General features: G+C 69.8%; 26 protein-coding genes. 18 read left to right on the top strand and 8 right to left on the bottom strand.

The window, feature by feature from the left end:
• Positions 1-16: 16 nt before the first annotated feature.
• Entirely contained in the window at positions 17-2,140 is a 2,124-nt protein-coding gene (locus tag CFN78_RS14050) for a PhoX family protein (protein ID WP_165777550.1), read from the top strand.
• A 92-nt stretch (positions 2,141-2,232) separates the two neighbouring features.
• On the opposite strand, the gene CFN78_RS14045 is transcribed toward CFN78_RS14050, so the two are convergent.
• Complete coding sequence (locus CFN78_RS14045) at positions 2,233-3,318, bottom strand: inositol-3-phosphate synthase (protein ID WP_094863212.1); 1,086 nt, start codon at positions 3,316-3,318, stop codon at positions 2,233-2,235.
• A 73-nt stretch (positions 3,319-3,391) separates the two neighbouring features.
• Complete coding sequence (locus tag CFN78_RS14040) at positions 3,392-3,979, bottom strand: PadR family transcriptional regulator (protein WP_094863211.1); 588 nt, start codon at positions 3,977-3,979, stop codon at positions 3,392-3,394.
• A 252-nt stretch (positions 3,980-4,231) separates the two neighbouring features.
• Between CFN78_RS14040 and CFN78_RS14035 the strand changes: the two genes are divergently transcribed.
• The 3 genes from CFN78_RS14035 (at position 4,232) to CFN78_RS14025 (ending at position 9,343) form a co-directional block, all read left to right on the top strand.
• The gene (locus CFN78_RS14035; RefSeq protein ID WP_094863328.1) at positions 4,232-4,630 is read left to right on the top strand and encodes a DUF5318 domain-containing protein; all 399 of its coding nucleotides are present in this window, start codon (positions 4,232-4,234) and stop codon (positions 4,628-4,630) included.
• Positions 4,631-4,718: 88 nt separating this feature from the next.
• Entirely contained in the window at positions 4,719-7,637 is a 2,919-nt protein-coding gene (locus tag CFN78_RS14030) for a transglycosylase domain-containing protein (protein WP_094863210.1), read from the top strand.
• A 131-nt stretch (positions 7,638-7,768) separates the two neighbouring features.
• Positions 7,769-9,343 carry a glycosyltransferase family 87 protein gene (locus CFN78_RS14025; protein ID WP_240519441.1) on the top strand — a complete coding sequence of 525 codons (1,575 nt, stop codon included), beginning with the start codon at positions 7,769-7,771 and terminating at the stop codon, positions 9,341-9,343.
• A gap of 8 nt (positions 9,344-9,351) precedes the next feature.
• On the opposite strand, the gene CFN78_RS14020 is transcribed toward CFN78_RS14025, so the two are convergent.
• Both CFN78_RS14020 and CFN78_RS14015 read right to left on the bottom strand, forming a co-directional pair.
• Entirely contained in the window at positions 9,352-10,077 is a 726-nt protein-coding gene (locus CFN78_RS14020) for a carbonic anhydrase (protein WP_205660511.1), read from the bottom strand.
• Between the two features lie 212 nt (positions 10,078-10,289).
• Positions 10,290-11,066, bottom strand: coding sequence for a deoxyribonuclease IV (locus tag CFN78_RS14015; RefSeq protein WP_094863209.1), 777 nt, complete (start codon positions 11,064-11,066; stop codon positions 10,290-10,292).
• Between the two features lie 156 nt (positions 11,067-11,222).
• On the opposite strand from CFN78_RS14015, the gene CFN78_RS14010 reads away from it, so the two are divergent.
• Together CFN78_RS14010 and CFN78_RS14005 are read left to right on the top strand one after the other, a co-directional pair.
• Positions 11,223-12,137 (top strand): hypothetical protein, encoded by a 915-nt coding sequence (locus CFN78_RS14010; RefSeq protein WP_094863208.1) that lies wholly within the window; start codon positions 11,223-11,225, stop codon positions 12,135-12,137.
• A gap of 125 nt (positions 12,138-12,262) precedes the next feature.
• A complete protein-coding gene (locus CFN78_RS14005; protein ID WP_094863207.1) occupies positions 12,263-13,249 on the top strand; it encodes a hypothetical protein in 987 nt (328 codons plus the stop codon).
• A gap of 19 nt (positions 13,250-13,268) precedes the next feature.
• On the opposite strand, the gene CFN78_RS14000 is transcribed toward CFN78_RS14005, so the two are convergent.
• On the bottom strand, positions 13,269-13,862 hold the full coding sequence (locus CFN78_RS14000; RefSeq protein WP_094863206.1) for a hypothetical protein: 594 nt from the start codon (positions 13,860-13,862) through the stop codon (positions 13,269-13,271).
• Positions 13,863-13,980: 118 nt separating this feature from the next.
• On the opposite strand from CFN78_RS14000, the gene CFN78_RS13995 reads away from it, so the two are divergent.
• The 10 genes from CFN78_RS13995 (at position 13,981) to dnaB (ending at position 22,341) form a co-directional block, all read left to right on the top strand.
• Positions 13,981-14,898: a hypothetical protein gene (locus CFN78_RS13995; RefSeq protein ID WP_240519440.1), complete on the top strand. Its 918-nt coding sequence runs from the start codon at positions 13,981-13,983 to the stop codon at positions 14,896-14,898.
• Positions 14,899-15,086: 188 nt separating this feature from the next.
• Complete coding sequence (gene rpsF / locus CFN78_RS13990; protein WP_205660510.1) at positions 15,087-15,437, top strand: 30S ribosomal protein S6; 351 nt, start codon at positions 15,087-15,089, stop codon at positions 15,435-15,437.
• 16 nt (positions 15,438-15,453) lie between these two features.
• Positions 15,454-15,963 carry a single-stranded DNA-binding protein gene (locus CFN78_RS13985; protein ID WP_094863204.1) on the top strand — a complete coding sequence of 170 codons (510 nt, stop codon included), beginning with the start codon at positions 15,454-15,456 and terminating at the stop codon, positions 15,961-15,963.
• Between the two features lie 34 nt (positions 15,964-15,997).
• Complete coding sequence (gene rpsR / locus CFN78_RS13980) at positions 15,998-16,246, top strand: 30S ribosomal protein S18 (protein ID WP_094863203.1); 249 nt, start codon at positions 15,998-16,000, stop codon at positions 16,244-16,246.
• Positions 16,247-16,259: 13 nt separating this feature from the next.
• Positions 16,260-16,715, top strand: a complete 456-nt coding sequence (gene rplI, locus CFN78_RS13975; protein WP_094863202.1) for a 50S ribosomal protein L9 — start codon at positions 16,260-16,262, stop codon at positions 16,713-16,715.
• A gap of 290 nt (positions 16,716-17,005) precedes the next feature.
• On the top strand, positions 17,006-17,479 hold the full coding sequence (locus CFN78_RS13970; protein ID WP_094863201.1) for a hypothetical protein: 474 nt from the start codon (positions 17,006-17,008) through the stop codon (positions 17,477-17,479).
• Positions 17,476-18,096 (top strand): DUF3558 domain-containing protein, encoded by a 621-nt coding sequence (locus CFN78_RS13965; RefSeq protein WP_094863200.1) that lies wholly within the window; start codon positions 17,476-17,478, stop codon positions 18,094-18,096. Before CFN78_RS13970 ends, CFN78_RS13965 begins: the two co-directional genes overlap by 4 nt.
• Positions 18,097-18,186: 90 nt before the next feature.
• Entirely contained in the window at positions 18,187-19,596 is a 1,410-nt protein-coding gene (locus tag CFN78_RS13960) for a hypothetical protein (protein ID WP_240519439.1), read from the top strand.
• Between the two features lie 105 nt (positions 19,597-19,701).
• Entirely contained in the window at positions 19,702-20,493 is a 792-nt protein-coding gene (locus tag CFN78_RS13955) for an ESX secretion-associated protein EspG (protein ID WP_094863199.1), read from the top strand.
• A gap of 444 nt (positions 20,494-20,937) precedes the next feature.
• On the top strand, positions 20,938-22,341 hold the full coding sequence (gene dnaB / locus CFN78_RS13950; RefSeq protein WP_094863323.1) for a replicative DNA helicase: 1,404 nt from the start codon (positions 20,938-20,940) through the stop codon (positions 22,339-22,341).
• 45 nt (positions 22,342-22,386) lie between these two features.
• Here dnaB and CFN78_RS13945 read toward each other — a convergent pair whose 3' ends face one another.
• Positions 22,387-23,334: an AraC family transcriptional regulator gene (locus CFN78_RS13945; RefSeq protein ID WP_094863198.1), complete on the bottom strand. Its 948-nt coding sequence runs from the start codon at positions 23,332-23,334 to the stop codon at positions 22,387-22,389.
• Between the two features lie 73 nt (positions 23,335-23,407).
• On the opposite strand from CFN78_RS13945, the gene CFN78_RS13940 reads away from it, so the two are divergent.
• Positions 23,408-24,412 (top strand): SDR family NAD(P)-dependent oxidoreductase, encoded by a 1,005-nt coding sequence (locus CFN78_RS13940; protein ID WP_094863197.1) that lies wholly within the window; start codon positions 23,408-23,410, stop codon positions 24,410-24,412.
• Positions 24,413-24,476: 64 nt separating this feature from the next.
• Here CFN78_RS13940 and CFN78_RS13935 read toward each other — a convergent pair whose 3' ends face one another.
• Both CFN78_RS13935 and CFN78_RS13930 read right to left on the bottom strand, forming a co-directional pair.
• The gene (locus tag CFN78_RS13935; RefSeq protein ID WP_094863196.1) at positions 24,477-24,845 is read right to left on the bottom strand and encodes a hypothetical protein; all 369 of its coding nucleotides are present in this window, start codon (positions 24,843-24,845) and stop codon (positions 24,477-24,479) included.
• Between the two features lie 118 nt (positions 24,846-24,963).
• Positions 24,964-25,359, bottom strand: a complete 396-nt coding sequence (locus tag CFN78_RS13930; RefSeq protein ID WP_094863195.1) for a hypothetical protein — start codon at positions 25,357-25,359, stop codon at positions 24,964-24,966.
• Positions 25,360-25,503: 144 nt separating this feature from the next.
• Here CFN78_RS13930 and CFN78_RS13925 point away from each other — a divergent pair, with 144 nt between their 5' ends.
• Positions 25,504-26,289, top strand: coding sequence for a dioxygenase family protein (locus CFN78_RS13925; RefSeq protein ID WP_094863322.1), 786 nt, complete (start codon positions 25,504-25,506; stop codon positions 26,287-26,289).
• Positions 26,290-26,349 lie beyond the last annotated feature (60 nt).

Raw genomic sequence — 26,349 nt, 5'->3', positions numbered from 1 at the left:
TGCCTGGAGGCCCGCGTTGTCACCACGACCGGAGTACCTGCTTCCCCTGCTGCCCGCCCACCCCACCAATCGCGCCGCCGTGACCTGCAAGTACCGCTGCGGCGACGCCTGTTTCCACGAGATCCCGAACGTCTCGGGCAACGAGACCTTCGACAATGTCCTTGGTGACGTCCTCAGCAGGCGCGGCGCCCTTCGGGCCGGAGCGGTGGTCGCTCTCGGTACCGGAGCCCTCGCCGCCGGCGCCCTGCCCGCTGCCGCCGAACCCGCCGCCGGGCCAGCCGCCCGCGGCGGCGTCCCGGCGAACGGTGCCGGGAAGCCGACACCACCGCCCGGCACCGATTTCGAGCCCGTCCAGCCGAACACGCTCGACGCGGTCGTCGTGCCGGAAGGCTACGAGCAGGCCATCGTGATCCGCTGGGGCGACGCGGTGTGCGACGGTGCGCCGGAGTTCGACTTCGACAACCAGACCGCGGACGCACAGGCCACCCAGTTCGGCTACAACTGCGACTTCGCCGCCCTGATGCCACTGGACGGCAAGGACGGTCGTGGCGGCCACGGCCGGGACGCCTCGCTGCTGGTGACCAACCACGAGTACACCACCGAGGAATTCATGTTCCGCGGTTACGACGAGGAGAACCCCACCGAGGAACAGGTGCGGATCGCCTGGGCCGCGCACGGGCTGACCGTCGTCCGGGTGGAACGCGGGCGCGACTCCGGCACGCTGACGCCGAAGCCGTCCCGGCAGAACCGCCGGATCACGCTGCACACCGAGTTCGCCGTCACCGGTCCCGCCGCGGGCAGCGACCTGCTCAAGACGTCCGCCGATCCCACCGGCAGCACCGTGTTCGGCACCATGAACAACTGTGCGGGCGGCGTGACGCCGTGGGGCACCATCCTGTCCGGCGAGGAGAACGTCAACCAGTACTTCGCCAACGCCGACCTGGTGCCGGACGAGAAGCAGCGCGAACGGCTCGCCCGCTACGGCATCGAGGGCACCGAGACGGTCCGCAAGTGGGAACGCTTCGACTCCCGTTTCGACCTGACCGCGCAGGCGAACGAGGCGAACCGCTTCGGCTGGGTGATCGAACTCGACCCGTACGACCCGGATTCCACGCCCGTCAAGCACACCCACCTCGGCCGCTTCAAGCACGAGTGCGCGAACATCCGGCTCACCCGTGACAACCGCGTGGTCGCCTACTCCGGCGACGACGAGCGCTTCGAGTACATCTACAAGTTCATCTCGGACAAAAAGATGAAGAAGGGCGACTCCGCGCACGCCCGCAGGCACAACATGACGCTGCTCGACTCCGGCACGCTCTACGTCAGCCGCTTCACCGGCGACAGCCCGCCCGCCGAGATCGACGGTACCGGGACGCTGCCCGCCGACGGTGAGTTCGACGGCTCCGGCGAGTGGATCCCGCTCGCCTCGAACGACAAGTCCTTCGTGGACGGTATGACCGCCGAGGAGGTCTACGTCTACACGCGCGAGGCGGCGGACAAGGTCGGCGCGACCAAGATGGACCGTCCCGAGGACATCCAGGCGCACCCGAAAACGGGGCGCATCTACTGCGCGTTGAGCAACAACGTCGAGCGTGGCCCGGACGGCAAGGAGGCGGCCACCGAGCCGAATCCGCGCAACAACAACAAGCACGGCCAGGTGCTGGAACTGGAGGAACGCCGCGGCGACCCGCTCGCCACCAGCTTCTCCTGGCGGCTGTTCCTGGTCTGTGGTGACCCTGCCGCGCCGGACACCTACTTCGCCGGCTTCCCGAAAGATCAGGTCTCACCGATCTCCAGCCCGGACAACGTCGCCTTCGACTCGCACGGCAACCTGTGGATCTCCACCGACTCGGCCGGCGCGCTGGGCATCAACGACGGGCTGTACGTCGTCCCGCTCGAAGGCAGGCAACGCGGTCACCTCAAGCTGTTCCTCACTGTGCCGAAGGGCGCGGAAACCTGCGGGCCGGTCATCGAGGACACGCTGGTGACCGTCTGCGTGCAGCATCCGGGCGAGGTCGACGGGGCGGACGCGGACAATCCCGTGTCGCACTGGCCGGACGGCGGCGACACGCAGCCCCGTCCGTCCGTGGTCGCCGTGTGGAAACCCGGCAGGCACGGCCGCCCCGCCCCCATCGGCTGACCCGCGACGCTCGGCCGACCCGCGACGGGCAACGGCGGTCACCGGACGAACCGGTGACCGCCGTTCCGAGCGGGATACAGCCTGACGAGAGGTCAGAGTTCGCCGGCGATGAACTTCTCCACGGAGTCGCGTGCCTCGGAGTCCGAGTACTGCTCAGGGGGCGACTTCATGAAGTACGAGGACGCCGACAGGATCGGGCCGCCGACGCCACGGTCGAGCGCGATCTTCGCGGCACGCACGGCGTCGATGATGATGCCCGCCGAGTTGGGGGAGTCCCAGACCTCGAGCTTGTACTCCATGTTCAGCGGCACGTCGCCGAACGCGCGGCCCTCCAGCCGGACGTAGGCCCACTTGCGGTCGTCCAGCCACTGCACGAAGTCGGATGGTCCGATGTGGACGTTGCCCTTGCCGAGATCGCGATCGACCTGCGAGGTGACCGACTGCGTCTTGGAGACCTTCTTCGACTCCAGGCGCTCGAGTTCCTTCATGTTCAGGAAGTCCATGTTGCCGCCCACGTTGAGCTGCATGGTGCGGTCGAGCTGGACGCCCCGGTCCTCGAAGAGCTTCGCCAGCACGCGGTGCGTGATGGTGGCGCCGACCTGGGACTTGATGTCGTCGCCGACGATCGGCACCCCGGCGTCGGTGAACTTCTTCGCCCACGCGGGGTCGGAGGCGATGAACACCGGCAGCGCGTTGACGAAGGCGACACCCGCGTCGATGCAGGCCTGGGCGTAGAACTTGTCGGCGTCCTCGGAACCGACGGGCAGGTAGGAGACCAGCACGTCGACCTCGGCGTCCCGCAGCGCGGTGACCACATCGACCGGCTGCTCGTCGGACTCGTCGATGGTCTCGCGGTAGAAGCGGCCGAGGCCGTCGAGCGTGTGACCGCGCGCGACGGTGACGCCCAGCGGCGGCACGTCGGCGATCTTCACGGTGTTGTTCTCGCTGGCGACGATCGCTTCCGAGAGGTCGCGGCCGACCTTCTTGGCGTCGACGTCGAACGCGGCGACGAACTCCACATCGCGGACGTGGTACTCGCCGAACTGGACGTGCATCAGTCCTGGCACGCGGGAGTTCGGGTCGGCGTCGCGGTAGTACTGGACGCCCTGCACCAGCGACGCTGCGCAGTTGCCAACGCCAACGATCGCCACCCGAACGTTGCGGCGGTTCTCGCCCATGCCGGTTTCTCCTTACGTTGTCCGTGTCGTAGGTCGTGCCTCGATAGATGGTGCGTGAAACGCCAGGAACCGATCAGGGTTCCTGGCCGCGTTGCTCGGCTCGTTCGTGCGCGATCAGCTCGTTCAGCCAGCGCACCTCCCGCTCGCTCGTCTCCAGCCCGAGGCGGTGGAGTTCGCGGGTGTAGCGGTCGATCTTCTCCTCGGCACGGCCCATCGCCGCCCGGATTCCCTCGCGGCGCTCCTCGACCCGCCGCCGCCTGCCTTCCAGGATCCGCATCCTGACGTCGGCGGGCGTGCGGGAGAAGAAGGCCAGGTGGACGCCGAAGCCCTCGTCGTCCCAGGTCTGGGGACCCGCGTCGGCGAGCAGTTCGGCGAACCGCTCCTTGCCCTCCGCAGTGAGCTTGTAGACCCGGCGTGCCCGCCTGCCCCAGGAGTTCCGGTTCTGGTTCCGGCCCGCGGTCTTCGGCGCGGGCTCGCCCGCACCGTCCTCCTCGACGTCCTCCACGATCAGCCCCGCCCGCTGCAACCGTCGCAGGGTCGGGTACAGCGAGCCGTAGGAGAACGTGCGGAACATCCCGAGTGTCTCGTGCAGCCGTTTCCGCAGCACATAGCCGTGCATCGGCGCCTCGTGGAGCAGCCCGAGAACCGCGAACTCCAACACGACGCAACCCCCTTCCGGGAACAAACGGCGGCGGGCGGCGTTGCCCCTACCGCTTGCCGATGACTTCAACCTACCGGCGAAGTATATCGCGCCGATACATCGAAGTGGTGTAGCTAACGCTCGCCAAATGGCTGGTATTCACCGATGCGTTACCGAAACTTCGGCGTGTCGCTTGCGTGACGACTCCAACACCGTCAACCACTACGGAGAACGGGCCATGGTCAGCCCGGCCGGAACACGTAGTCTGTGTGGGTGCAAACCCAACGGGAGGTCGTGGACTACGCCCTGCAGCGCCGTGCGCTGCTGGCCGGCGTCCACTCCGGTCGTATCGGGACCATGGAGGTCTGCGACGCGAGCCCGTACCTGATGCGGGCGGCGAAGTTCCACGGACAGCCGAGCGACTCCGCCTGCCCGCTCTGCCGGAAAGAGGCGCTGACCCTGGTCTCCTGGGTGTACGGCGACGAGCTCAAGCACGTCGCCGGGTCGGCGCGGGCACCCGAGGAACTCACCCGGATGGCCAACCTCTTCGCCGAGTTCACCGTGTACGTCGTGGAGGTGTGCCGGTCGTGCGCCTGGAACCATCTTGTGCAGTCGTACGTCCTGGGAACCGGAACACCGCAACCCCGATCGCGGAGGACCGCGGGACAGTGACAACGGCAGTGACGTGTGACCGGATGCTTGACCGGACTCTTGACCGCAGAACGACGCGCCCCGAAGCGTCGGTCTGGGAGGCCAATTCGTGAACGACCACCAGAACCCCCGCTGGCCGCAGGACCCTGGCCACGGGCGGCAATCCTCATGGCCTACCGGCGACGAGGGGCCGCCGCAGTGGCCCACCGGCAACGAGCCGCCCGCGAACGCACCGTGGAGGCGGCCCGCGCCGCCCCGCGACCAGTCCCAGCGTCCCCCACAGCAGCCTCCGCAGCAGCCCCAGTGGCCGGGCGGCGGCGACCCGGACCGGCGCGGCGCCCCGCGTCCCCCGCAGGGCAGGCCGCCCGGCAACGGGCGTGGCGGGCCGCCGCCCCCCGGCGGCCCCGTTCCCGGCGGGCCCGGTCAGCGCGGCCCCGGCGGCCCCCGTTACGGCACCCCCCCGCGCGGAAACCCCGCGCACGGCAACCCCGGCAACGGTCCGCAGGGCGGCCTGCCCGGCAACGGCCCGCGCGGCAACGGCTACGGCCGTCCCGGGCCGGGCCAGGCAGGCGCGGCGGCGGCGGGCGCGGCAGCCGGAGCGGGCGCCGGATACGCGGCGAGCAGGCAACCACCGGGGGAGCCGAGGCCGACGCCAGGGCGGCGCACCGAGTCCGAGTACTCCACCGGTCTGATCCGGCCGGACCTCGGGCCGGGCGAACGCGAACCCGGCCTGCTCACCCACGATCCGCTGAACAACTCCTACGAGGACCACCGCTACGCCGACGACTACGACGAGCAGTGGCCGGACGAGTACGAGCAGGAGTCGCACGAGTACGGAGACGAGGACACCGACGACGGCGCCAAGCCGCCACTGACCCCCGCACAGAAGAAGAAGCGCCGCTGGCGGCGGGTGCGCCGATCGCTCTACGTGCTGGTCGGTGTGTTCCTGGTGCTGCCCGCGGTGGCGTTCACGATCGCCTACTTCCTCGTCGACGTCCCCAAACCCGAGGACGTGGCCAGCGCCCAGAGCAAGGTCGTCACCTACTACTACGCAGACGGCAACGAGATGGGCAAGGAAGTTCCGCCGGACGGCGGCAACCGCGTCCTGAAGAAGCCCGAGGAGATCCCCGAACACGTGAAGAAGGCCGTGTACGCGGCCGAGGACGCGACCTTCGAGACGAACTCCGGCTTCGACATCACCGGTATCGCCCGCGCCGCCTGGAACCAGGTGACCGGCGGCGTCGGCGGTGGTTCGACCATCTCCCAGCAGTACATCAAGAAGGCGACGGAGAACGAGGACGCGACGATCACGCGTAAGTTCACCGAGCTGGTCAAGTCCTTCAAGATGAACCAGACGCTGGAGAAGCCGGACATCATCACGGCCTACCTGAACACGATCTACTTCGGCCGCGGCGCGAACGGCATCCAGACGGCCTCGCAGGCGTACTTCAAGAAGGACGTGCAGGACATCACGCCCTCGGAAGCCGCGCTGCTGGCCGGGATCATCCAGGCGCCGAGCCGCTCCAGCAACACCGAGTACGCGACGCAGCGCTGGAACTACGTGATGGACCAGATGGTCGCGAACGGCTGGCTGCCGCAGGCGGAGCGCGCGAGTGCGCAGTTCCCCAAGCCGCTGCCCGCCGAGGAGACAAGGCCCGCCACGATCACCGGCCCCGCCGCGCTGATCCAGAACCGCGTCAAGGCGGAACTGGAGGCCAAGGGGTACCCCGAGGAGCGGATCTACGCGGGCGGCTACAAGGTCTACACGACCATCGACCAGAAGTCGCAGGACGCCGCCGTCGCCGCGGTGAACGAGGTGATGGAGGGCCAGCCGGACAAGCTGAAGGAGGCGCTCGTCGCCGTCAATCCGAAGACCGGCGGCGTGCAGGCCTACTACGGCGGGCCGGCCACCAAGGAAGACGCGATCGACTGGGCGAACTACCAGCGAGAACCCGGTTCGTCGTTCAAGCCGTTCGACCTGGTGGCGCTGCTGCAACGCGGAAAGGGCATCGGCGAGACCTACGACGGTTCCTCGCCGCGCACCATCCAGGGCGCCACGGTGACCAACTCCGACGACAACCAGTGTCCACAGTGCACGGTGCTGGAAGCGATGGAGAGATCCATCAACACCGTCTTCTACGACATGGTCGCCTCGGACACCAGCGTCCAGGGTGTGGTCGACGCCGCGCGCGCCGCGGGCATTCCCGAGGCGCACGGCGATGTGCAGACGATGGCCGAGCCGGACAACAACATCTCCATCGGTGGCGGCAAGACGCAGGTCACCGCCGAGGACATGGCGGCCGCGTACGCGACCTTCGCCGCCGACGGCATCCACCGGGAACAGCACTTCGTGTCGAAGCTGACCAACTCGGACGACTCGGTCGTCTTCGAGGTCAAGGACGAGGGCAAGCCCGCGTTCGCCACCGACGACCCGGAGAAGAGCAAGCAGATCGCCGGCAACGTCACCATGGCGCTGCAGCCCGTGCTGCCGTACTCCAAGCTCACCTGTGCGGACGGGCGCGAGTGCGCGGGCAAGACGGGCACGCACCAGTACGTGGACCCGGACGGCGAGAAGGTGAACGAGAACGCGCAGGCGTGGATGGTCGGCTACTCGCCGAACATCGCGGCGGCGGTCTGGGTCGGCACCGGCAAGAACGACAAGATCCGGGATGCCGACAACAAACGGATCTACGGCAGTGGACTACCGGGCGAGGTCTGGAAGAAGTTCATGGACAAGGCCTTGGACGGCACGCCCAAGGACAAGTTCGCCGAGGTCAAGATGATCGGCAAGCAGGCACCGAAGCCCTCGCCGAGCACGACGAAGAAGCCGGAGCCGACCACGAAGCCGCCGGAGACCCCGCAGCCGCCGCCGAGCGAGGAGCCGCCCTCCTCGCAACCGGAACCGACGGAGAGTTCCGGCGACGAGCAGCCGACGGAACCGGAGGACCCGGACCGGCCGACCGGCAGGCCACCGTTCCCGTTCCCGCCGCCGGACCCGGTACGGGAAGACGAACGATCCGGCGGCTGAGCCGCCTGCCGCCCAGCTCACGGTGCCCACGACGTACGCGTCGTGGGCACCGTGCTTCCGCGGTGGTGAAAAAGTCACCTGTTCCCCACCGGCTGACACCATCGGAACGCGGTTGCCCGTAGGCTGCGCCGGTGTCCAGCGCGCCCGAGCCGAAACGCAGCCGTGCCGCCGACACCGCGTCGCTGGACGCCAGGGACCGGGTGATCCCGAGCTGGACGGACCCGATGGCGGCCGGACTGAGCCGCCCCGTCGGCGGGCCGCTCGGCGAGCACGCGGCCATCGGCAGGCACTGGTTCTGGTCGCCGTTGCGGGTCGGCCTGTTGCTGGCCGTCCTCGCGCTGACGCTGTCCTGGTTCGGCAAGGCAGGCTGCATCCAGCAGTTCACCAACGCTCAGGGCGAGCCCGAACTGGACTGGCGGTCCGGCCGTCCGTACGTCGCGATGTGCTACTCCGACGTGGTCCCGCTGTTCAGTGCGGAACGGCTGGACAAGCCGGAGACGTTCCCGTACGAGACCAAGTGGGTGGAGAACGAGGGCACCCCGCAGGCGCAGGACCGGTACATGGAGTACCCGGTGCTCAGCGGACTGTTCCAGTGGGTCAACGCGAAGCTCGCACACGCCTGGGACGACGGTGCCGAGGCGGGCCTGCTGCCACGCGCGTTACCGGTGGCGGTCTACTTCAACTTCACCGCGCTGTTCCTGGCGCTGGCCTGGCTGGTGACGGTCTGGTCGGTGGCCAGGGCGTCCCCGCGCAGACCATGGGACGCCGCGCTGGTCGCGGTGTCCCCGCTGGTGATCGTGCACGCGTTCACGAACTTCGACACGATCGCCGCCGCGCTGGCCACGACCGGGCTACTGGCGTGGGCGAGACGGAAACCCGTGCTGGCCGGGCTGCTGCTCGGGCTCGGCGTCGCGGCGAAGCTCTATCCGCTGTTCCTGTTGGGACCCTTGCTGATCCTCTGCCTGCGGGCGGGGAAGCTGCGGCAGTGGACGGTCACCGCGACGACCACGGCGGGCACCTGGGCACTGGTGAACCTGCCAATCGCACTGAACTACCCGGAGGGCTGGCGGGAGTTCTTCCGGCTCAACAGCGAACGCGGCAAGGACCCGGACTCGCTCTACAACGTCGTCTCGTACTTCACCGGCTGGTCCGGCTTCGACGGCGAACTGGCCCCCGGTGAGTCGCCGGTGGTGCTGAACACGGTGACCGCCGTGCTGTTCCTGGTGTGCTGCGCGGGAATCGCCTACGTCGGCTTGTCCGCACCGGTGCGGCCCCGGCTGGCGCAGCTCTGCTTCCTGGTCGTCGCCGCGTTCCTGCTGACGAACAAGGTGTGGAGCCCGCAGTACTCGCTGTGGCTGGTGCCGCTGGCGGTGCTTGCCCTGCCGCGCTGGCGGGTGCTGCTGGCGTGGATGACCGTGGACGCGCTCGTCTGGGTGCCACGGATGTTCTACTACCTGGGCGTCGACAACCGCGGTCTGCCGGAGGGCTGGTTCCTCGGCACGGTCGTGGTCCGCGACCTCGCCGTCATCGGGCTCTGCGTGCTGATCCTGCGGGAGATCCACCGGCCCGCGGACGACCTGGTGCGCAGGCACGGCGACGACGATCCACTCGGCGGGGTGCTCGACCGTGCCCGCGACGCCGTCGTCCTGCGCAGGCGGGCGCCCGTGCTGATCGACTCCGGCGTGCGGGACCCGGACGTGCGCTGACGGCCGGCTCAGTCGAGCCGGGCCACCGCGAAGGTGTGCAGGTTGTAGCTGGCGGGCACGATCTCGACGTCGTGCTTGGCGGCGGCCTCCCGGAGCACCACGGACCGTTCCTTGAGCTGGTCGACCACTCGGCGGGCCTGATTGTCCACGCAGGCGGCGAGGAACTTGGCCTCGTCGGCCTCCGGCGGGGTGGCGAGCACCGTCGCCTCGATGGACCGGACGAGGGTGCTGACGCCGCCGGCGAACTCGCCCTTGCCGCGGACGAAGTCGCGCGCGGCGGAGACGGCACCGCAGCTCTCGTGCCCGAGCACAACGACGAGGCGCACCCCCAGGTGCTCCACGGCGTACTCGACGCTGCCGAGCACCGAGTCGTCCAGCACCTCGCCCGCCGAGCGGACGGTGAACAGGTCGCCGAGGCCGTGGTCGAAGACCAGTTCCGGGGACACCCTGGAGTCGGCGCAGCCGAGCACGCAGGCGAACGGGTGCTGCTCGTCGACGAGCTTCTCGCGCCATTCGAGCTGTTCGTGCGGGTGGCGCTGCTCGCCGGTGACGAAGCGGGCGTTGCCCTCGGTCAGCATCTTCCAGGCGGTGGCCGGATCGACGGAGTCGTCCGGCGGTGTCGGTGACGAGGCGTCGGCGGGCAGCGCGCCAACGACGCTCGCCGTGGCGGCCATGGCGCCGATCCCCAGTGCGCTGCGACGGTTGAACCGGTTCTTCACGGAATGTTCGGACATGAACGTGAAAATAGTCCGGCTTACCTCCCGTTCGAATGGGAGGTGAAAAAATACTCAAGAATACTGAGAACGGATTTACGGGCTTTTCGAGCAATTCGGACAAATGTTCGCGAAATAGGCGGTCCGGCGTCCGCATCGGCCCGTGACCTCGCCGTCCGCCGCCGAACGCGACCCGCGGGAATTCACCCGCGCCCCGCTCCGGCGAAAGGACGTCAGCGCGCGACGGCCTCGCGCACGAATGCGATGTCGGCGGCCTGGCCCTCGGCCGCGGTCTCCACGACGACCGAGGTGTTCGCGGTCTTGGCGACGGCGGCCAGTACGTCCGGGTCGATCGTGCCCTTGCCGCCGACGACGTTCGCGTGCCGGTCCCGGGTGGAGCCGAACTCGTCGCGGGAGTTGTTCAGGTGCAGCAGGTCGATCCGGCCGGTGATCGCCATGACACGTTCCACCGCCGTGTCCAGGTCCCAGCCCGCGGCGAAGGCGTGGCAGGTGTCGAGGCAGAACCCGGCACCGAACTCGCCGACCTGGTCCCAGAGCCGGGCGATCTGGTCGAGCTCGCGGGACATCGCGTGGTCGCCGCCCGCCGTGTTCTCGATCAGCACCGGGACGGCGAAGCCGCCCTCGTCCGCCTGCCGCTCGAACAGCTTGCGCCAGTTGGCGAAACCCTCCGCCTCCTCGCCCTCGCGGACGTGCCCGCCGTGCACCACGACGCCCTTGGCCCCGACCTCGGCCGCGACCTTCACCTGCTGGGTGACGGACTTGCGCGAGGGGATGCGCACCCGGTTGTTCAGCGAGGCGATGTTGAGCATGTACGGCGAGTGGACGTACACCTCGACATCCGAGTCCCGCAGCTCGGCGGCCCGCGGATGCGGCGGCGGCGCCTTCCAGCTCTGCGGGTCGCTCAGAAACATCTGGATGACGTCGGCGCCGAGCTCGGCGGCCAGGGACAGCGGGTTCTCGTCGTCGCGGACGTGCGCACCGATTCTCATGATCCGAAGAGAATACGACGCCGGAGCGCGGATGCGGCCGTGAACTGGTTACCGCATCCGGGTCCTCCGAGTCAGGATTGTGCAGTACGGTGGCGCTCGGCCCCCGCGTGCCCGCGGGGCTACTCGGCGTGAAGTTCAAGGCGATAGGGGAACTCGATGCGGAAGAACGGCCTCCGGATCGGGGCGGCGAGCTTCATCGCCGCCACAGCAGTGCTGACGCTGCCCGTGACCTCCTACGCGGAGGAGCCGCCGCCCGTGCTCGCCGGGGACTGCGAGAGCCTCGTCGACGAGAACGGCCAGCCCATCGAGGTCGACGCGGGCGCACTCGCCAACGCCGAGGACAGCGTGGACGTCGGCCTCGCCGAGACCGGCGAGGAGAGCAGCTCACTGCTCACCATCCCGGTGGACGCCGTCACCAGCCCGCTCGGCGGCCTGCCGATCGTCGGCGACACCGTCAAGGCCACCTGCGACACCGGCCAGGGCCTGGTCAACGGGCTCGCCGCGCCGGTGCAGGGCCTGCTCGGCGCGGTCACCGGAGCACCGGAGGAGAACCCCGAGGTACCGGACCCGGAGGTGCCGGGCCCCGAGGATCCGGAACAGCCCGGCCCGGAGGACCCGGAACAGCCCGAGCAGCCCGGTCCGGAGGACCCGGACGTGCCCGAGGCACCCGGCCCGCAGCCGGAACTGCCCGGCGGCGAGCCCGGTGGCGACCCCGGCCAGGGCTCCGGACCGGACGTCCAGTTCCCGGAACTCCCGGACGACGACCTCACCGAGTTCCCCTCCTTCGACGACCTGGACGGCTCCGGCCTTTCCGAGTTCCCGCCGCTCACCATGCCCGGCTCCCCGCTCCCGCCCGCACCGGTGGTCCCGCCCGTGCAGGCTCCCGACCTCAACCCGCTGCCTTCCGCGCCGGCCCCGCCGGACGTCCGCGCCCAGGACGCGGGCAGCGCCGAGGCGATCCCCGCGCAGAACACCAGCACCGACCGCTTCCCCCAGCTCCTCGCCGTGCTGGCGCTCGCGGTCGTCATCGTGGCGCTGGTCCGCACCTGGATCCGCCGCCGCGCCGTCTGAGCCGCGAGTCCGCCGCCCGCCTCCGTTCGGGTGGCTTCGCGTCGCGTTCGCGTCACCTCCGCGGGCTCCCCTCGTTGAACCCGACGAGGGGCAATCCCGCATGCAGACGCTGGAAGGGCGAAGCGATGGCAGGGCGTACACGCAGGGCAGCAGCCGTGGGGGCGGCCACGTTCGTGCTGGCCGGTACGGCAGCGCTGACGACCACCACCACCGGTACCGCCGTGGCGGCCCCTCCGCTCATCGCCGGCAGTTGCGGCGCGACGCTGAGCGGTGAACCCGGGCAGCCCATCGCGCTGAACGTCGGCTCCCTGCTGGGCAACCCCAAAGCGCCGACGATCACCATCGGCACCGTGCAGCCCGGCACCAACACCATCGCGGTCCCCGGGTCACAGATCCTCGGCGCACTCTCCGGACTGCTGAAGCCGATCCTCGGACCGCTCGTGCCGAACGTCTGCAAGGTGACCGTCAAGGCCGTGAACAACGTCGCCGCTCCCGTTCAGGACGGGGCGCAGGCCGTCGCCGAGACGGGCCGCGATGTCGTCGAGGGTGCCGCGCGCGCCCTCAACCCCGGCAGGAAGCCCGCCCCGCAGAACCCGGGCGGCAACGGACCCGGCCCGCAGAACCCCGGCCCGCAGCCCGGCACGGGCGGTCCCGGTGGCGAGGGCTCCGCGCCCGGCGCGCAGCGGCCCGCTCCCGGACCCGGACTGCTCCCACCGAACAGCCCCGTGCTCGGCGGCGGCAGCGGCCTGCCCGGATTCGCGGCTCTGCCCACCAGCTTCGGCGGCGGCTTCGCCCCGATGCGCGACTACAGCAACCTGCCCGCCGCGTCCGCGGGTCTGTTCGCCCCCTCGCCCGGCCTGCGCTACGGCGGTCAGGTGCCCGGTTACGCCCCGCAGTTCGGCATCCTCGGCAAGGACCAGGCCGGCCGGGCAAGCGGCGACGAGAGCGTGCAGAACGCCGGAAGGGCCGAGGCGCTGCCGGGTTCCGGCGGCAACCCGATGACCGACGCGGTCGGCCTGCCGGTGCTGATCGCCGTGCTGGCGCTCTCCGGCGTCACCGCGGCGCTGGTACGCACCTGGGTGCTCCGCCGGTCGGTCGAGCAGGGCGTCTGAGCACGCCCGTCCGAGCGGTCTAGCAGGCGCCGGGCGGCAGCCGGTCACGCATCCGCACCGCGGGCCCGTCCACGGCCAGCGTCCAGCTCTCCCCGTTCCCGCCGAGTACCTGCACCAGGTCGTCGGCGAGGAACCGGGCGGCGGCGAACGACCGACCGGCACCGTCCGGCCGAAAGCAGCCGAGTTCGTCGCGCTGGGAGAGCAGGCCCTCGCTGGAGCGCAGCACGAGTTCGTCCACCGGATCGGCGTCCCCGGTACGGATCCGGACGATCTGCAGCCGTTCGTCCTCTGAGGTCGCCACCACGGACTGACCGGAGGTCTCCCGCCCGCCGGACAGCAGCCAGGACGCGGCGGCGCCGAGCACGCCCAGCGTCGCCAGCACGGCAGGCAGCAGCCTGCGGGTCACCGGATGCCCGTCGTGGGCGAACAGCGCCGCGGCCACCAGCACCGGAACCGAGGCCAGCAACAGCCCACCGAACGGCGCGGCGGCGTGCAGCAGGACCAGCCGACCGGGGTTGACGGCGGCGAAGAAGCCCGCCGTCGCGCAGACGAGTGCGCCGAGGACAAGCCACCAGCGCCAGGGCGCCGGGCGGGGAACGGGCGCCGAAGACATACCGCCGATAGTAGGTAGGAACCCGACCCGCTATCTTTGCGTACCCTTCTCGTGATCGACTCGTTGATCACACGATCGAGCGGTAAGTTACTCACCAACGCAGCGGAGGACAGAGCCAGTGCGGTCGAAGCGCAGCCCCCGAGCCCACCGGACACGCAACGTCCTCATCGCGACGGCGATCGCCGCCGCGGCCACCGGCGGGGGCATCGTGGTGGCGGGCACCGCCACCGCGACGACGACGCACCAGGCGGAGAGCTGCACCTCGACCGTCAACGGCAACATCGGCGATCCGGTCACCGTGCGCGCCGAGTCCCTGCGCGACCTGGTGAAGCGCGGCGCACAGGAGGCGGGCACGCTCGCCCTCGCCGACATCGCCGCCCACGACGTCACCCGCGACGGCGCCCTCGCGGTCGGCCAGGTGCCGAACGCACAGAACGGCCTCGTCTCAGGCAACTCGATCGCCGACGCCGCGGCCGGTGCGCTGAAGGGCTCGCTCGGCCTGGGACTCAACTCCTCGAAAACGATCTCCAGCATCAAGAACAAGATCGCCGGGAGCTGCGGCATCTCCGTGGTCGCCAGCGACTACGAGGCGCCGGAGTCCGAGCAGCCCATCCCGCAGCAGCCCGCGCCCGGCGGCAACAACGGCGGTACCGGACCGCAGCCCGGCACCGGCAACCTGCCCGACCCGCTGCCCTCCGGTTCCACCGGTTCGGGCGACACGACCGTCCCGCAGCGCAGCTACGACAACATCCCCGTCGTGCCGCCCGGCATCCCGGCCCCGCCGCCCGGCAACCGCTACCCCGGCGCGGCACCGGTGCCCGGAATGCAGGCCCCCGAGGTCGGCGTGCTCGGCGCTCCCGGTCAGCAGCAGGGCCAGCCGGTCAGCGGCGACGTCCGCAACGCCGGCAACGCCGACTCGCTCGCCGCGCCGGAGGCCCCGGGTACCGTGCAGATGCCGATGCTGCTCGCCGTCATCGCACTCGCCGGTGTCTCCGCCGCGCTCGTCCGCACCTGGGTGGTCCGCAAGGCCACCTGAGGTACTTTCTCTTATCGCGCAAGGCTTTCACGAGGGCCGTCCCGTCCGGGGCGGCCCTCGTCGCGTCGTCCGGCCCGCTGGCGTCCACCTGCGGTCCGGACTGTCGGCGGGCCCGGGTACTCTTCGTGACGACAAACCCTCCTGTCACGGATCGTCCGTGACCGCGAGCCCATAGGAGGTGAGTGGTTGTGTCACGCCATTACGAGGTAATGGTCATCCTCGATCCCACGCTCGACGAGCGCACGGTCGCCCCGACGCTGGACACGTTCCTGAACGTGATCCGTACGTCCGAGGGTGGCAGCGTCGAAAAGGTCGACGTGTGGGGCCGCAGGCGGCTGTCCTTCGAGATCAACAAGCACGCCGAGGGCATTTACGCCCTGCTGGACCTGAACTCCACGCCGGAAGCGGTGAAGGAGCTCGACCGTCAGCTCTCGCTGCAGGAGACCGTGCTGCGCACGAAGGTGATGCGTCGCGAGGCCCCGAAGCCGGGTTCGCGCAAGCTGCGCAAGCCGGCCCCCAAGCCCGCCGTCAAGGCCTGAGGCACGGGAGTAACCCATGGCTGGAGACACCGTCATCACGGTGGTCGGCAACCTCACCGCGGACCCGGAGCTTCGCTTCACCCCGTCCGGTGCCGCTGTCGCGAACTTCACCGTGGCCTCGACGCCGCGGATGTTCGACAAGCAGTCCGGCGAGTGGAAGGACGGCGAAGCGCTGTTCCTGCGCTGCAACGTCTGGCGTCAGGTGGCGGAGAACGTCGCCGAGTCGCTGACCCGCGGTGCCCGCGTCGTGGTGCAGGGCAGGCTCAAGCAGCGGTCGTTCGAGACCAAGGAAGGCGAGAAGCGCACCGTCGTCGAGCTCGAGGTCGATGAGATCGGTCCGTCGCTGCGCTACGCCACCGCGAAGGTCAACAAGGTCAGCCGCGGCAGCGGCGGCGGCGGGTTCGGCGGCGGCAACGCCGGCGGTTCCGGCGGCGGCGCACCTGCCGACGACCCGTGGGGCTCCGCGCCCGCCACCGGTGGTGGCGGCGGCGGTGGCGGCGGTTTCGCCGACGAGCCCCCCTTCTAAAGCAACCACTTTTTGATCACCCCAGGAGTCAACCGTGGCCAAGCCACCCATTCGTAAGCCGAAGAAGAAGGTCTGCGTTTTCTGCAAGGCCGAGAAGAAGGGTCGCCCCGAGGCGATCGACTACAAGGACACCAACCTTCTTCGCAAGTACATCTCCGACCGCGGCAAGATCCGTGCCCGCCGCGTCACCGGTAACTGCAGCCAGCACCAGCGGGACGTCGCCATCGCGGTGAAGAACTCCCGTGAGATGGCGCTGCTTCCGTACACCTCGAGCGCCCGGTAAAGGAGGCCAAGTCATGGCGAAGATCATTCTGACCACGGACGTGGCCAACCTCGGTGGCCCGGGCGACCTCGTCGAGGTCAAGGACGGGTACGCCCGCAACTACCTGCTTCCGCGCGGGTACGCGATCGCCTCGTCCAAGGGCGCCGAGAAGAACGTGCAGACAATCCGTCGTGCCCAGGAGTCCCGTCGCATCCGGGACCTGGACCACGCCAAGGAGATCAAGGCGACGCTGGAGGGCCTCGGCGCCGTCCAGGTCGCGGGCAAGGCAGCCGAGGGCTCGAAGAAGCTCTTCGGTTCGGTCACCACGAACGACATCGTCTCCGCGATCAAGTCGGCCGGTGGCCCGCAGCTCGACAAGCGCATCATCGAGCTGGACGACCACATCAAGACCGTCGGCAAGCACAAGGTGACCGCCCGGCTGCACCCGGACGTCACCGTCGAGGTCCGCCTCGAGGTCAACGCCGGCTAGTTCGCCGACGAGGGCTTCACCAGAACCAGCGGCGGGGCCGCTCCCCTTTTTTCCGGGGAGCGGCCCCGCCGTCGTCGTCGGCGCGGTATTTTCTGTCCAGGCTTTCCGTCCGTGCGCTGGGGCAACGCGGGGGAACGGCTTCACCGGCCGGTACGTCCGACTCCGTGCGAGGTGTTCTTGACGCCGCGCCGGGGTCCGCGCAAGATTTTCACCGAGGGTCGCGGATGTAGTCCGCAGCGTCACGCACCGGCGAGCCGGTGCGTGCAGGGGATGCGAAGGGGATCATTGGAATGTTGGACGCAGGAGCGCAGGCGGGTGGCGGGGCGATCGACCGGCTCCCGTTCATGCCGGATGTCCCGGACATGTGGATCGGCGACGCCGCCAAGGGCCTCGGCGGCGCGGCCGCTCTCGCCGGCAACGTGGCGGGCGACGTCGCGGGGTCGAAGGGTGGCGGCGGTTTCCAGTTCGCGCCGGACCAGATCGACGCCGTCATCGCGAAGTGGGAGGACCTGCTCAACCAGCTCCGCGACGACGAGGCGGAGGTACGGATCGTCCGCGACGTCCGGCCGCCGGGCAACGAGTTCGCCAGCGGGGACTTCGCCGACGCCGGGCGCAAGTCCGGTGAGACCCTCGGCGACCAGAACCAGCGCATGATCGACTACGTCACCCGCTACATCGAGGCGCTGAAGACCGCGAAGAGTGGCGTGCAGGCCACCGAGGAGAACGCCCAGGCGGACGTCGTCGCGGCAGCGGGTGACCAGTGAGCACTCGCTCCGGACGTGCCGTCCTCGCGTCCCTGTCTCTCGTGGCGCTGGGCCTGTTGAGCGCCTGCGGGGGCGAGACCGCCGGATCGCCTGCGGCCGGGGCACCCACGCCCGCGGAATCCTCGGGGAGTTCGGCGGCAGAGCCGGACAGCGGGGCACCCGCGGTCGCCGACCCGATCGACACCGCAAGTTTCGAGGCGGATCCGTGCGTCGCGCTCAGCGGTGCCGCCGCCTCCGGGCTCGGCCTGAAGGACACCGGCCGGAAGCGATCGACCGGTGGTGGGGCGGCCTGTTCATGGGACTACTCGGAGGTCACCACCGGCCGGTTGACCATCATCGCGCTGACCAGGAACAGCAAGGGCCTGGGCACCATGTACGAACAGAAGGAGCAGCTCGCCTACTTCGAGGAGGCGGAGATCGCCGGGCACCCGGCCGTCTACGCCGGCCCCACCGATGACCGCACCCAGGGTCGTTGCGAGCTGTACGTCGGGCTGTCCGAGAAGCTGGCGCTGCAGGCTCTGACACAGATCGACCAGGGGCCGGACAAGCCGAGGTCCTGCCAGGTCGCGGAAAAGCTGGCCGATTCGGCGATGCAGACGCTCAAGGGGGGCTCGTGATGGCAGGGGGAACCCGCGCATCCGCGGCCGCGTCCGACAACCGGTGGCGAAGAGAGTTCGCCGTGGGCATTCCGAGGGGCTGAGACAGTCATGCCGTTTTTCCTGATCCCGCTGGTCGCAGGCGCGGCCGCGTACGGAGCCGCGAACCAGAACGAGGCCGGGGACTACTCCTCGACCCAGGGCGAGCGTTCCATCGACGCCTACCAGATCTACCGGCAGATCACCGACGGCGACGGGGAAGGTTCCCTGGTCGACGGTCAGTACTCGGCCGGGACGCTGCGCGATCGTGCGGACGAGCGGAACCGGTTGATCGAGGAGATCAACCGCGACATGGAGAGCGCCTGGCAGGGCGGTGGCGGGGAGGCCGCCATGTCCGGGGCGAAGCCCCTGCAGATCTGGACCGAGGACTCCGGCATGAACCTCGGCGAGAGCACCCGTTATCTCGACGGCCAGGTCAGCGCGTTCGGCGACGTCCGGAACCGGGTGCAGGAGATTCCGGAGAAGCCCCCGGAGAGCGGCTTCTGGAACGATGTCGCGCCCTGGGAGACCGATACCGACCGGTCGATCGACGACTACAACGCCAAGGGCGAGTCGAACGTCCAGGCGTTCAACGCCTACTACGACGAGAGCGTCCGCAACGCCGCGGGGATGCCGAACTTCAGCGGCGTCGACGGCGAGTTCGGCAAGATCGACATCGACGACCGTGAGGGCGACCCGAAGGGGCCGCCGCCGGAGCGCAAGGAGCCGCCCGGCAGGGACGGGGACGACGATGACGGCCGGGGGCCCGGCGGTCCCGGTGAACCTGGCGGGCCCGGTAGCCCCCGCGGTCCGGGCGGCATCGACGTCGGCGACGGTGACCGGGGCGACCGCGACAACGGCGGGCTCCGGCCCAACCTGCCGGAGCGTCCTGAGCTGAACCGGCCCGACCCGCAGCGTCCGGACATCAACCGGCCGGACATCAACCGGCCGGACATCAACCGGCCGGATCTGACCAGGCCCGAGTACGACGGCAGCACGCACCGTTCCGGCTTCACTCCGGACAAGGTGCCGTCCGCCGACTTCGGCAGCCACGGCATCGGCGGCGTCGGCGGGGGCGGCTTCGGCCCCGGCGGTGGTTCCGGGGCGGGTGGCGGCGCCGGATCGATCGGGGGCATCGGCGGTGGTGGCTTCGGCCCCGGTGGCGGCTCGGGTTCCGGCGGCTTCGGTCCCGGCGGTTCGGGTTCGGCACTGGGCGCGGGCTCCAGCACCGGGGCCGGTTCGGGCTCGGGTGCCGGCGCTGCGGGCGGAGTCCGCGGCGGCGCGATCGGTGCGGGTGGCGCGGGCGCGGCAGGCGGGCGCGGCATGGGCGGCGGCATGGGCATGGGTGCCATGGGCGGCGCCGGTCGCGGCGGCCAGGGTGGCGACGACGACGAGCACACGTCCAAGTACCTGGTGCAGGAAGACGGCAACGAGATCTTCGGTACCGACGAACTCACCGCGCCGCCGGTCATCGGCGAATAGCCGCGACGGCACGGTGGGTTCGCCGGGTTCGGCGAACAGAACTACCGGGAGCGGGGCGGACGACGGCGTCCGCCCCTTCCGGGCGAGCAGAACAGGAGCACCACGGTGCTGGATCAGCAGGTGACCTTGACGACCGGCACCCTGCTCAATCTCATCCGGCGGCGCGACGGCGAACCGCACACGGTGCTGGCGAGCACGCCTGTGTGGCAGAGCCCCGAGGCGAAGCGCGCGGCCACCGACCGGGCGAACGCGGAACTCGCCGGTTACGGCCTCGCCGGTCGCGGCGGCATCGACCGCGGACTGCTGGCGACCGTGCAGGCGGTGGCCCGGCCGCAGGTCGAGTTCTACGGGTGGATCACCGGCGGCCACGACGGCAAGCCCGTCAACTACACGCTGCTCGCCGGAAGTGCCGGGGGTGAGGGTTTCGTGCTGGCCCGCAACACCGATCACGAGGGTGTGGTGCTGGTGTCGTTGCGCCCGGACCAGCTCATGGAGAACTTCATCGCGCAGATCCCGGGCCTCGCACCGGGCAGGGGCAGGCAGCTCAGCGTTCCGCGCAGTCAGGTCGGCGGCACCGGCCGGACCGGCGATGGCGACGAGGGCTTCGAGATCCTGCGGAGTTCGCGGCCGAGCGAGAGCAGCCAGGAGGCCGAGGAGCTGCGCCGGGTTCTGGGGCTGCGCAGGCTCGGCGGGGGCAGCCTGTACGTCGCCGCGCGGACCAGGGCCGGTACCCGGCAGCGCGTCGAACGGCCGCTGAACTACATCGACACCACCGAGGGCCGCTGGCTCACCGAGGAGATCCCAGGCAGTGGTGAACCCCGGGTCGCGCTGACGCCGGCGACCGCCCAGCTCATCGCCGACCGGTTACGCAACGCCCACAGCAGGCTGCCCGTCTGAACGGCGGAATCGCCACCCACTCAGCCCAACGGGTGGCGACTCTACGCTCCGTAGCAGCTATCCACAGGTGCGTGCACAACCGACCGCCCAAGCCTGTCGCGACACGCCGAACACGCGATCCGCGCGACACGCCGAGACATTCTCGATCAAAGTTATCCACAGGTAATTCACAAGGTCTGACCTGCGATTTCGCTAAGACCCCCCGGTGTTGTCCCCAGGTTATGAACAGGGTAGCGGCTGCCTGTGACTCGTTACCCTGATTGATCCACAGGCTGTCCACAGGACGGTCCCCAGGCTGAATTGCTTTGCTCCTACCGAGGGATCTAGCGTCGCTGCGAACGGTCTCCGGAAGTGACCCGCGAGCTAGGCGGAACGGCCGCGATCCGGGCTGGAATTCCGCTACAATCGAACGTACGTTCGAACACGAGAGAGGTGGCCTGGACGGTGGCGATCACCGACGACCGCGGTCCCGCGTACCCCCCGCCCGACCCGGGCGAGATGTCGCGGGGCGGGGAGTTCGACCGGCAGCCGCCGCAGGATCTGCCCGCCGAACAATCGGTGCTGGGCGGGATGCTGCTGTCGAAGGACGCGATCGCCGACGTCATCGAGGCACTCGGGCCGGGGGACTTCTACCGGCCCGCGCACCAGGCCGTTTACGACTGCGTCCTCGACCTGTACGGCCGGGGCGAACCGGCCGACCCGATCACCGTGTCCGCCGAGCTGGAGCGCCGGGGCGAGCTAGGCCGGGTCGGCGGCGCCCCGTACCTGCACACCCTGATCGAGACGGTCCCCACCGCAGCGAACGCCGGCTACTACGCCGAGATCGTCGCGGAGAAGGCCGTACTGCGGCGGCTGGTCGAGGCGGGTACCCGGATCGTCCAGTTCGGCTACGGCGCCAACCAGGACAAGGGCGGCAGCAACATCGACGAGGTCGTCGACCGCGCGCAGGCCGCGATCTACGACGTCACCGAGCGGCGCACCGCCGAGGACTACGTGGCGCTGGAGGAACTGCTCCAGCCGACGATGGACGAGATCGACGCGATCGCCTCCCGCGGCGGCCAGTCGTTCGGTATCCCCACCGGCTTTCTCGACCTGGACGAGGTGACCAACGGGCTGCACCCCGGCCAGATGATCATCGTCGCCGCCCGTCCCGGTGTCGGTAAGTCCACGCTGGGGCTGGACTTCGCGCGGTCGTGCTCCATCAAGCACGGCATGAGCAGCGTCATCTTCTCCCTGGAAATGAGCCGCACCGAGATCGTCATGCGCATGCTCTCCGCCGAGGCGCGGATCCGGCTCGCCGACATGCGCGGTGGCCGGATGAGTGACGACGACTGGACGCGCCTTGCCCGCCGGATGAGCGAGATCAGCGAGGCGCCGCTGTTCGTCGACGACTCGCCGAACCTGACGATGATGGAGATCCGGGCGAAGGCGCGGCGGCTCAAGCAGCGCAACGATCTCAAGCTCGTCGTCGTCGACTACCTGCAGCTCATGACGTCCGGCAAGCGCGTCGAGTCGCGGCAGCAGGAGGTCTCGGAGTTCTCCCGTCAGCTCAAGCTGCTGGCGAAGGAGATCGAGGTGCCGGTGGTCGCGATCAGTCAGCTCAACCGTGGTCCCGAGCAGCGCACCGACAAGCGGCCGATGCTCTCGGACCTGCGTGAGTCCGGTTCGCTGGAGCAGGACGCCGACATCGTGCTGCTGATCAACCGGCCGGACGCCTGGGAGCGCGACGATCCGCGGGCCGGTGAGGCGGACCTGATCCTGGCCAAGCACCGTGCCGGTCCGCAGTCCACGATCGTCGTCGCGCACCAGCTCCACTACAGCCGGTTCGCCGACCTCGCCCAGGGCTGAGGGCCTGTCCCTGTCGACGGCCACGCGGCTCCGTGGGGCGTGCGGTCACACCGGTACCGCGGCGTTGACCGGCAGTTCATCGCGTACCCGGCATCGGTAGCGCAGCGGTGACTGTCCTACCTCTCGTTTGAACGCGGTGCTGAAAGCGCTCTCCGACGAGTAGCCCAGTTCGATCGCCAGCGCCCCGATGCGGATATCGCTGTCGCGAAGTGCGCGCTGTGCCAGCAGCATCCGCCACTGATGGAGGTAGGTCAGCGGCGGTGTGCCCGCCACGGTCCGGAAGCGTTCGGCGAACGACGTCCGTGACATCGCCGCGGCGCGCGCCAGTTCCGGCAAGCCCCACGACTTTCCGGGTTCGGCGTGCATGAGGCCCAGCGCCGGGCGCAAGCGTTCGTCGGTCAGCGCCCGCAGCCATCCCGGGGGCAGCTCGGCCTGGTCGATGTGGGCGCGCAGAACCTCCAGCAGCAGGAGCTGGCAGTGCTGCCGGATCGCGAACGCGGAGCCCATCCGGTTCCCGGTCACCTCGTCGAACAGTCGGTAGAGGCTGCCGCGCAGGTTGTTCGCCGAGGCGGCCGATGCCCGGACGTGCGCCAGCGGCGGAAGCGAGCGCAGCAGCAAGGCGTCACCGGCGGGGTTGAGGTCGATGCGGCCGCCGATGAGGATGTCGCCGGTGCCGCGGTCGGCACCGGCCAGGTCGGCGAAGGGGAAGTCCGCTTCGGGCGTGATCTCGCGGCGCGGTCCTTCACCGGTGCCGCCCTCGACACACAGCCACGACCGTTTGTTCAGGATGGCAACGTCGCCGGGTTCGAGCTCGACCGGCTCGGCCGCGCCGTCGGTGGTCAGCCGGGCCCGGCCGGACACCATCGCGAGGAACTTCAACGGGGTGTCGATGGCCGCGCGCGATACCCAGGGTCCCCGTACCGCGAACCCGCCCGACAGCAGACCGCGAACGTCGACGAGGTCGAACACCTCGGACAGGTGATCAGCGGCCATGCTCGTACTCTCGCGTAAGAAATACGGACCTTCAATGATTCAAAGTACGGGTAGACGTGCCTAGCGTGGTGACATGACCCAGAAACAACGCCCCATCGGATCCGGCTTCACCGCCGCGTCGACCGCCGACGAGGTACTGGAGGACATCGGCCTGTCGGGCACCAACGTCATCGTCACCGGCGGCCACGTCGGACTCGGCCTGGAGACCACCCGGGCACTGAGCGGGGCCGGCGCGTCGGTCACCGTGGGCGTGCGCGACCCGGACCGCGCCGCCCCCGCGCTGGCCGGGATCGAACGCGTCGAGCTCGCTCGCCTGGACCTCCTCGACCCGGCGTCGATCGACGCCTTCGCCGCCGGTTACGTCGGCTCCGGCCGCCCGCTGCACATCCTGATCAACAACGCGGGCATCATGGGCGGCCCGCTGTTCCGGGACGCGCGCGGCTACGAATCGCAGTTCGCCACCAACCATCTCGGCCACTTCCAGCTCACCCTGGGCCTGCTGCCCGCCCTGCGCGCCGCCGGTGCTGCCCGAGTGGTCAACGTGACCTCCGGTGGCCACCGGATCTCCGGTATCCGCTGGGACGATCCGCACTTCACCACCGGCTACGAGCCCATGCTCGGCTACGGCCAGTCGAAGACCGCCAACGTGCTGTTCGCCGTCGAGCTGGACCGGCGTTGGGCCACGGACGGAGTCCGCGGCTACGCGGTGCACCCCGGTGTCATCCTCGGCACCGACCTGGGGCCCTCGCGGCCCGAGGACGGACGGGCGGTGACCGACGAGCAGCAACGGGCCATGGGACTCCTCGACGATTCCGGCCGGCCGATCATCGACCCCGGCCGCGGGACGAAGACTCCGCGGCAGGGCGCCAGCACCAGCGTGTTCGCCGCGACAAGCCCGCTGCTCGCCGGCATCGGCGGTATCTACCTGAAGGACAACGACATCTCACCGCTGGACACTCCGCGGCCGATCGACTTCGGCGTCGATCGGGACATCCCGGCCGAGGTCGTACCCCATGCCGTCGATCCCGAGTCGGCACAGCGACTCTGGGAGCTGAGCGAACGGCTGATCCAGGCGTGACGCCGCATCACCGTGCAGACGTCACGCGAATCGACGATCCACTGGCGCGTGGTACAGCGGGGGTTCAGTAGCGGCCGGGGCCGAAGTGCTGCGGCCTGCCGTACTCCTGCCTGCCATGGTCCTGGTAGCCGTGGTTCTGCCGGCCGTAGTCCTGGTAGCCGTAACCGTGCTCGGGTTGCCGCTGCATCGGCGGCTGCGGGGGCTGGGCATGTCGCGCCTGCCCGTGTCCCTGACCGGCGAACCAGGCCATCGGGTTACCGCCGAGCTGCTCGTCCAGCGAGACGCGCCTGGACTTGCCGTTCAGCTCGGTGCGGGCGACCCAGTAGTTGGTGTCCAGCCCGGCTCGCGCATCCTCGTGGATACGGCCGATGACGTCGAGCGCCTGGCGTGCGGCATTGTCCAGCGCCGCACGGAAGTCGTTGTCGGAAGCCATATCCCTCCTCGAGAGCGCGTGGCCCTCCACCGGACTATTGGCGAAATTAGGACATCTGACCGCCGGTTGCTACCGCCGAATGTCGCAGAGTTGTCACACTGTGATCGGCGGGCCACGCTCAGATCGTGAGTCCTGCGGCGCGCAGTGCCCCTTCCACCCGGAGCCGTTCGAGTTCTCGCTCGACGCCGTGCGAGGGTACGCCGTCGAGTTCGTGACCGATACCGACGGCGTCACACGCCTGGCCGAGCAGGGCGTCGTAAGCCTGACCGGTGGCGTTGCGGCGCACGGCCGGCGCGCCTGGGGGCAGCGCGGTCATCGACCGCCGCACCCGGCGAAGGTCGGCGGCGAGCCGTTCGATGGGCGGGCCGGCCGGTTTGAGTCCGCGACGGCGCAGCGAACCCATCCAGTCGGCCGTGCGGGGGATTCTGAGCAGCACCCAGAACGCCACCGTCGGCGCCAGCGCCACCGCGGCGAAGAGAAGGACGTTCCCGAACGGAACGACCGCGTCGTCCATGGCCGAAGGATAGGCGCGGCGGGGGGTGGCCGAACAGGCCCGGGCCCGTCCGTCGTTCGACGAATGTCGCGGTCCGCCGATCCGGCGTACAGTGATAGTTGAAGATTCAATACTGCAGGAGATGTCGCACGATGGGAAGTGGACATGGCCGTCACCGATCGGTCCCCGGTGCTCTACCTCAGCCACGGCGCGCCGCCGCTGGCCGATGACCTCCGGTGGACCCGTCAGCTCGCCGACTGGGCGGGCACGCTGGACACGCCCACGGCGATCCTGATCGTCTCGGCGCACTGGGAGGAGGCGCCGCTGACGCTCGGTGCCACGACGACCGTGCCGCTGGTCTACGACTTCTGGGGTTTCCCGCAGCACTACTACCAGGTCACCTACCCGGCACCGGGCGCGCCACGACTGGCGGCGAAGGTGCGGAAGTTGTTGCACGGCAAGGGAAATCCGGTGCACGACGATCCGGGTCGCGGTCTTGACCACGGGGCGTACGTTCCGCTGGCCGAGATGTTCCCGGACGCGGACGTGCCGGTACTGCAGATGTCGATGCCCTCGCTGGACCCACGGGAGCTGTACGAGATCGGCCGCACACTGGCGCCGCTCCGGGACGAGGGGGTGCTGATCGTCGGCAGCGGATTCTTCACGCACAACCTGAGCGCGGTGGACTTCGCCCGCGGTACGGACTACTCGCCGCCGTCCTGGTCCGCCGAGTTCGACCTGTGGGGCGAACAGGCGCTGCGCACCGGCGACATCGACGCGGTACTCGACTTCCGGCACAAGGCACCAGCGGCAGTGCTGGCCCACCCGCGGATCGAGCACTTCGCCCCGCTGTTCGTCAGCCTGGGCGCCAGCGGGGCCGCCGAGCTGCCGCGCACGGTGATCGACGGCTACTGGTACGGCCTGGCGAAGCGGTCGCTGCAGTTCGGCTGACCTGCAGTTCGGCAGGCGCTGCGGTTCGGCAGGCCCACGCACGGCGGCCCCGGGAGCGCT

The organism is Amycolatopsis antarctica, assembly GCF_002262875.1.
GTDB lineage: Bacteria > Actinomycetota > Actinomycetes > Mycobacteriales > Pseudonocardiaceae > Amycolatopsis > Amycolatopsis antarctica.
The sequence above is the reverse complement of the archived record's forward strand: the minus strand, read 5'-3'. Positions and strand labels throughout refer to the sequence as shown.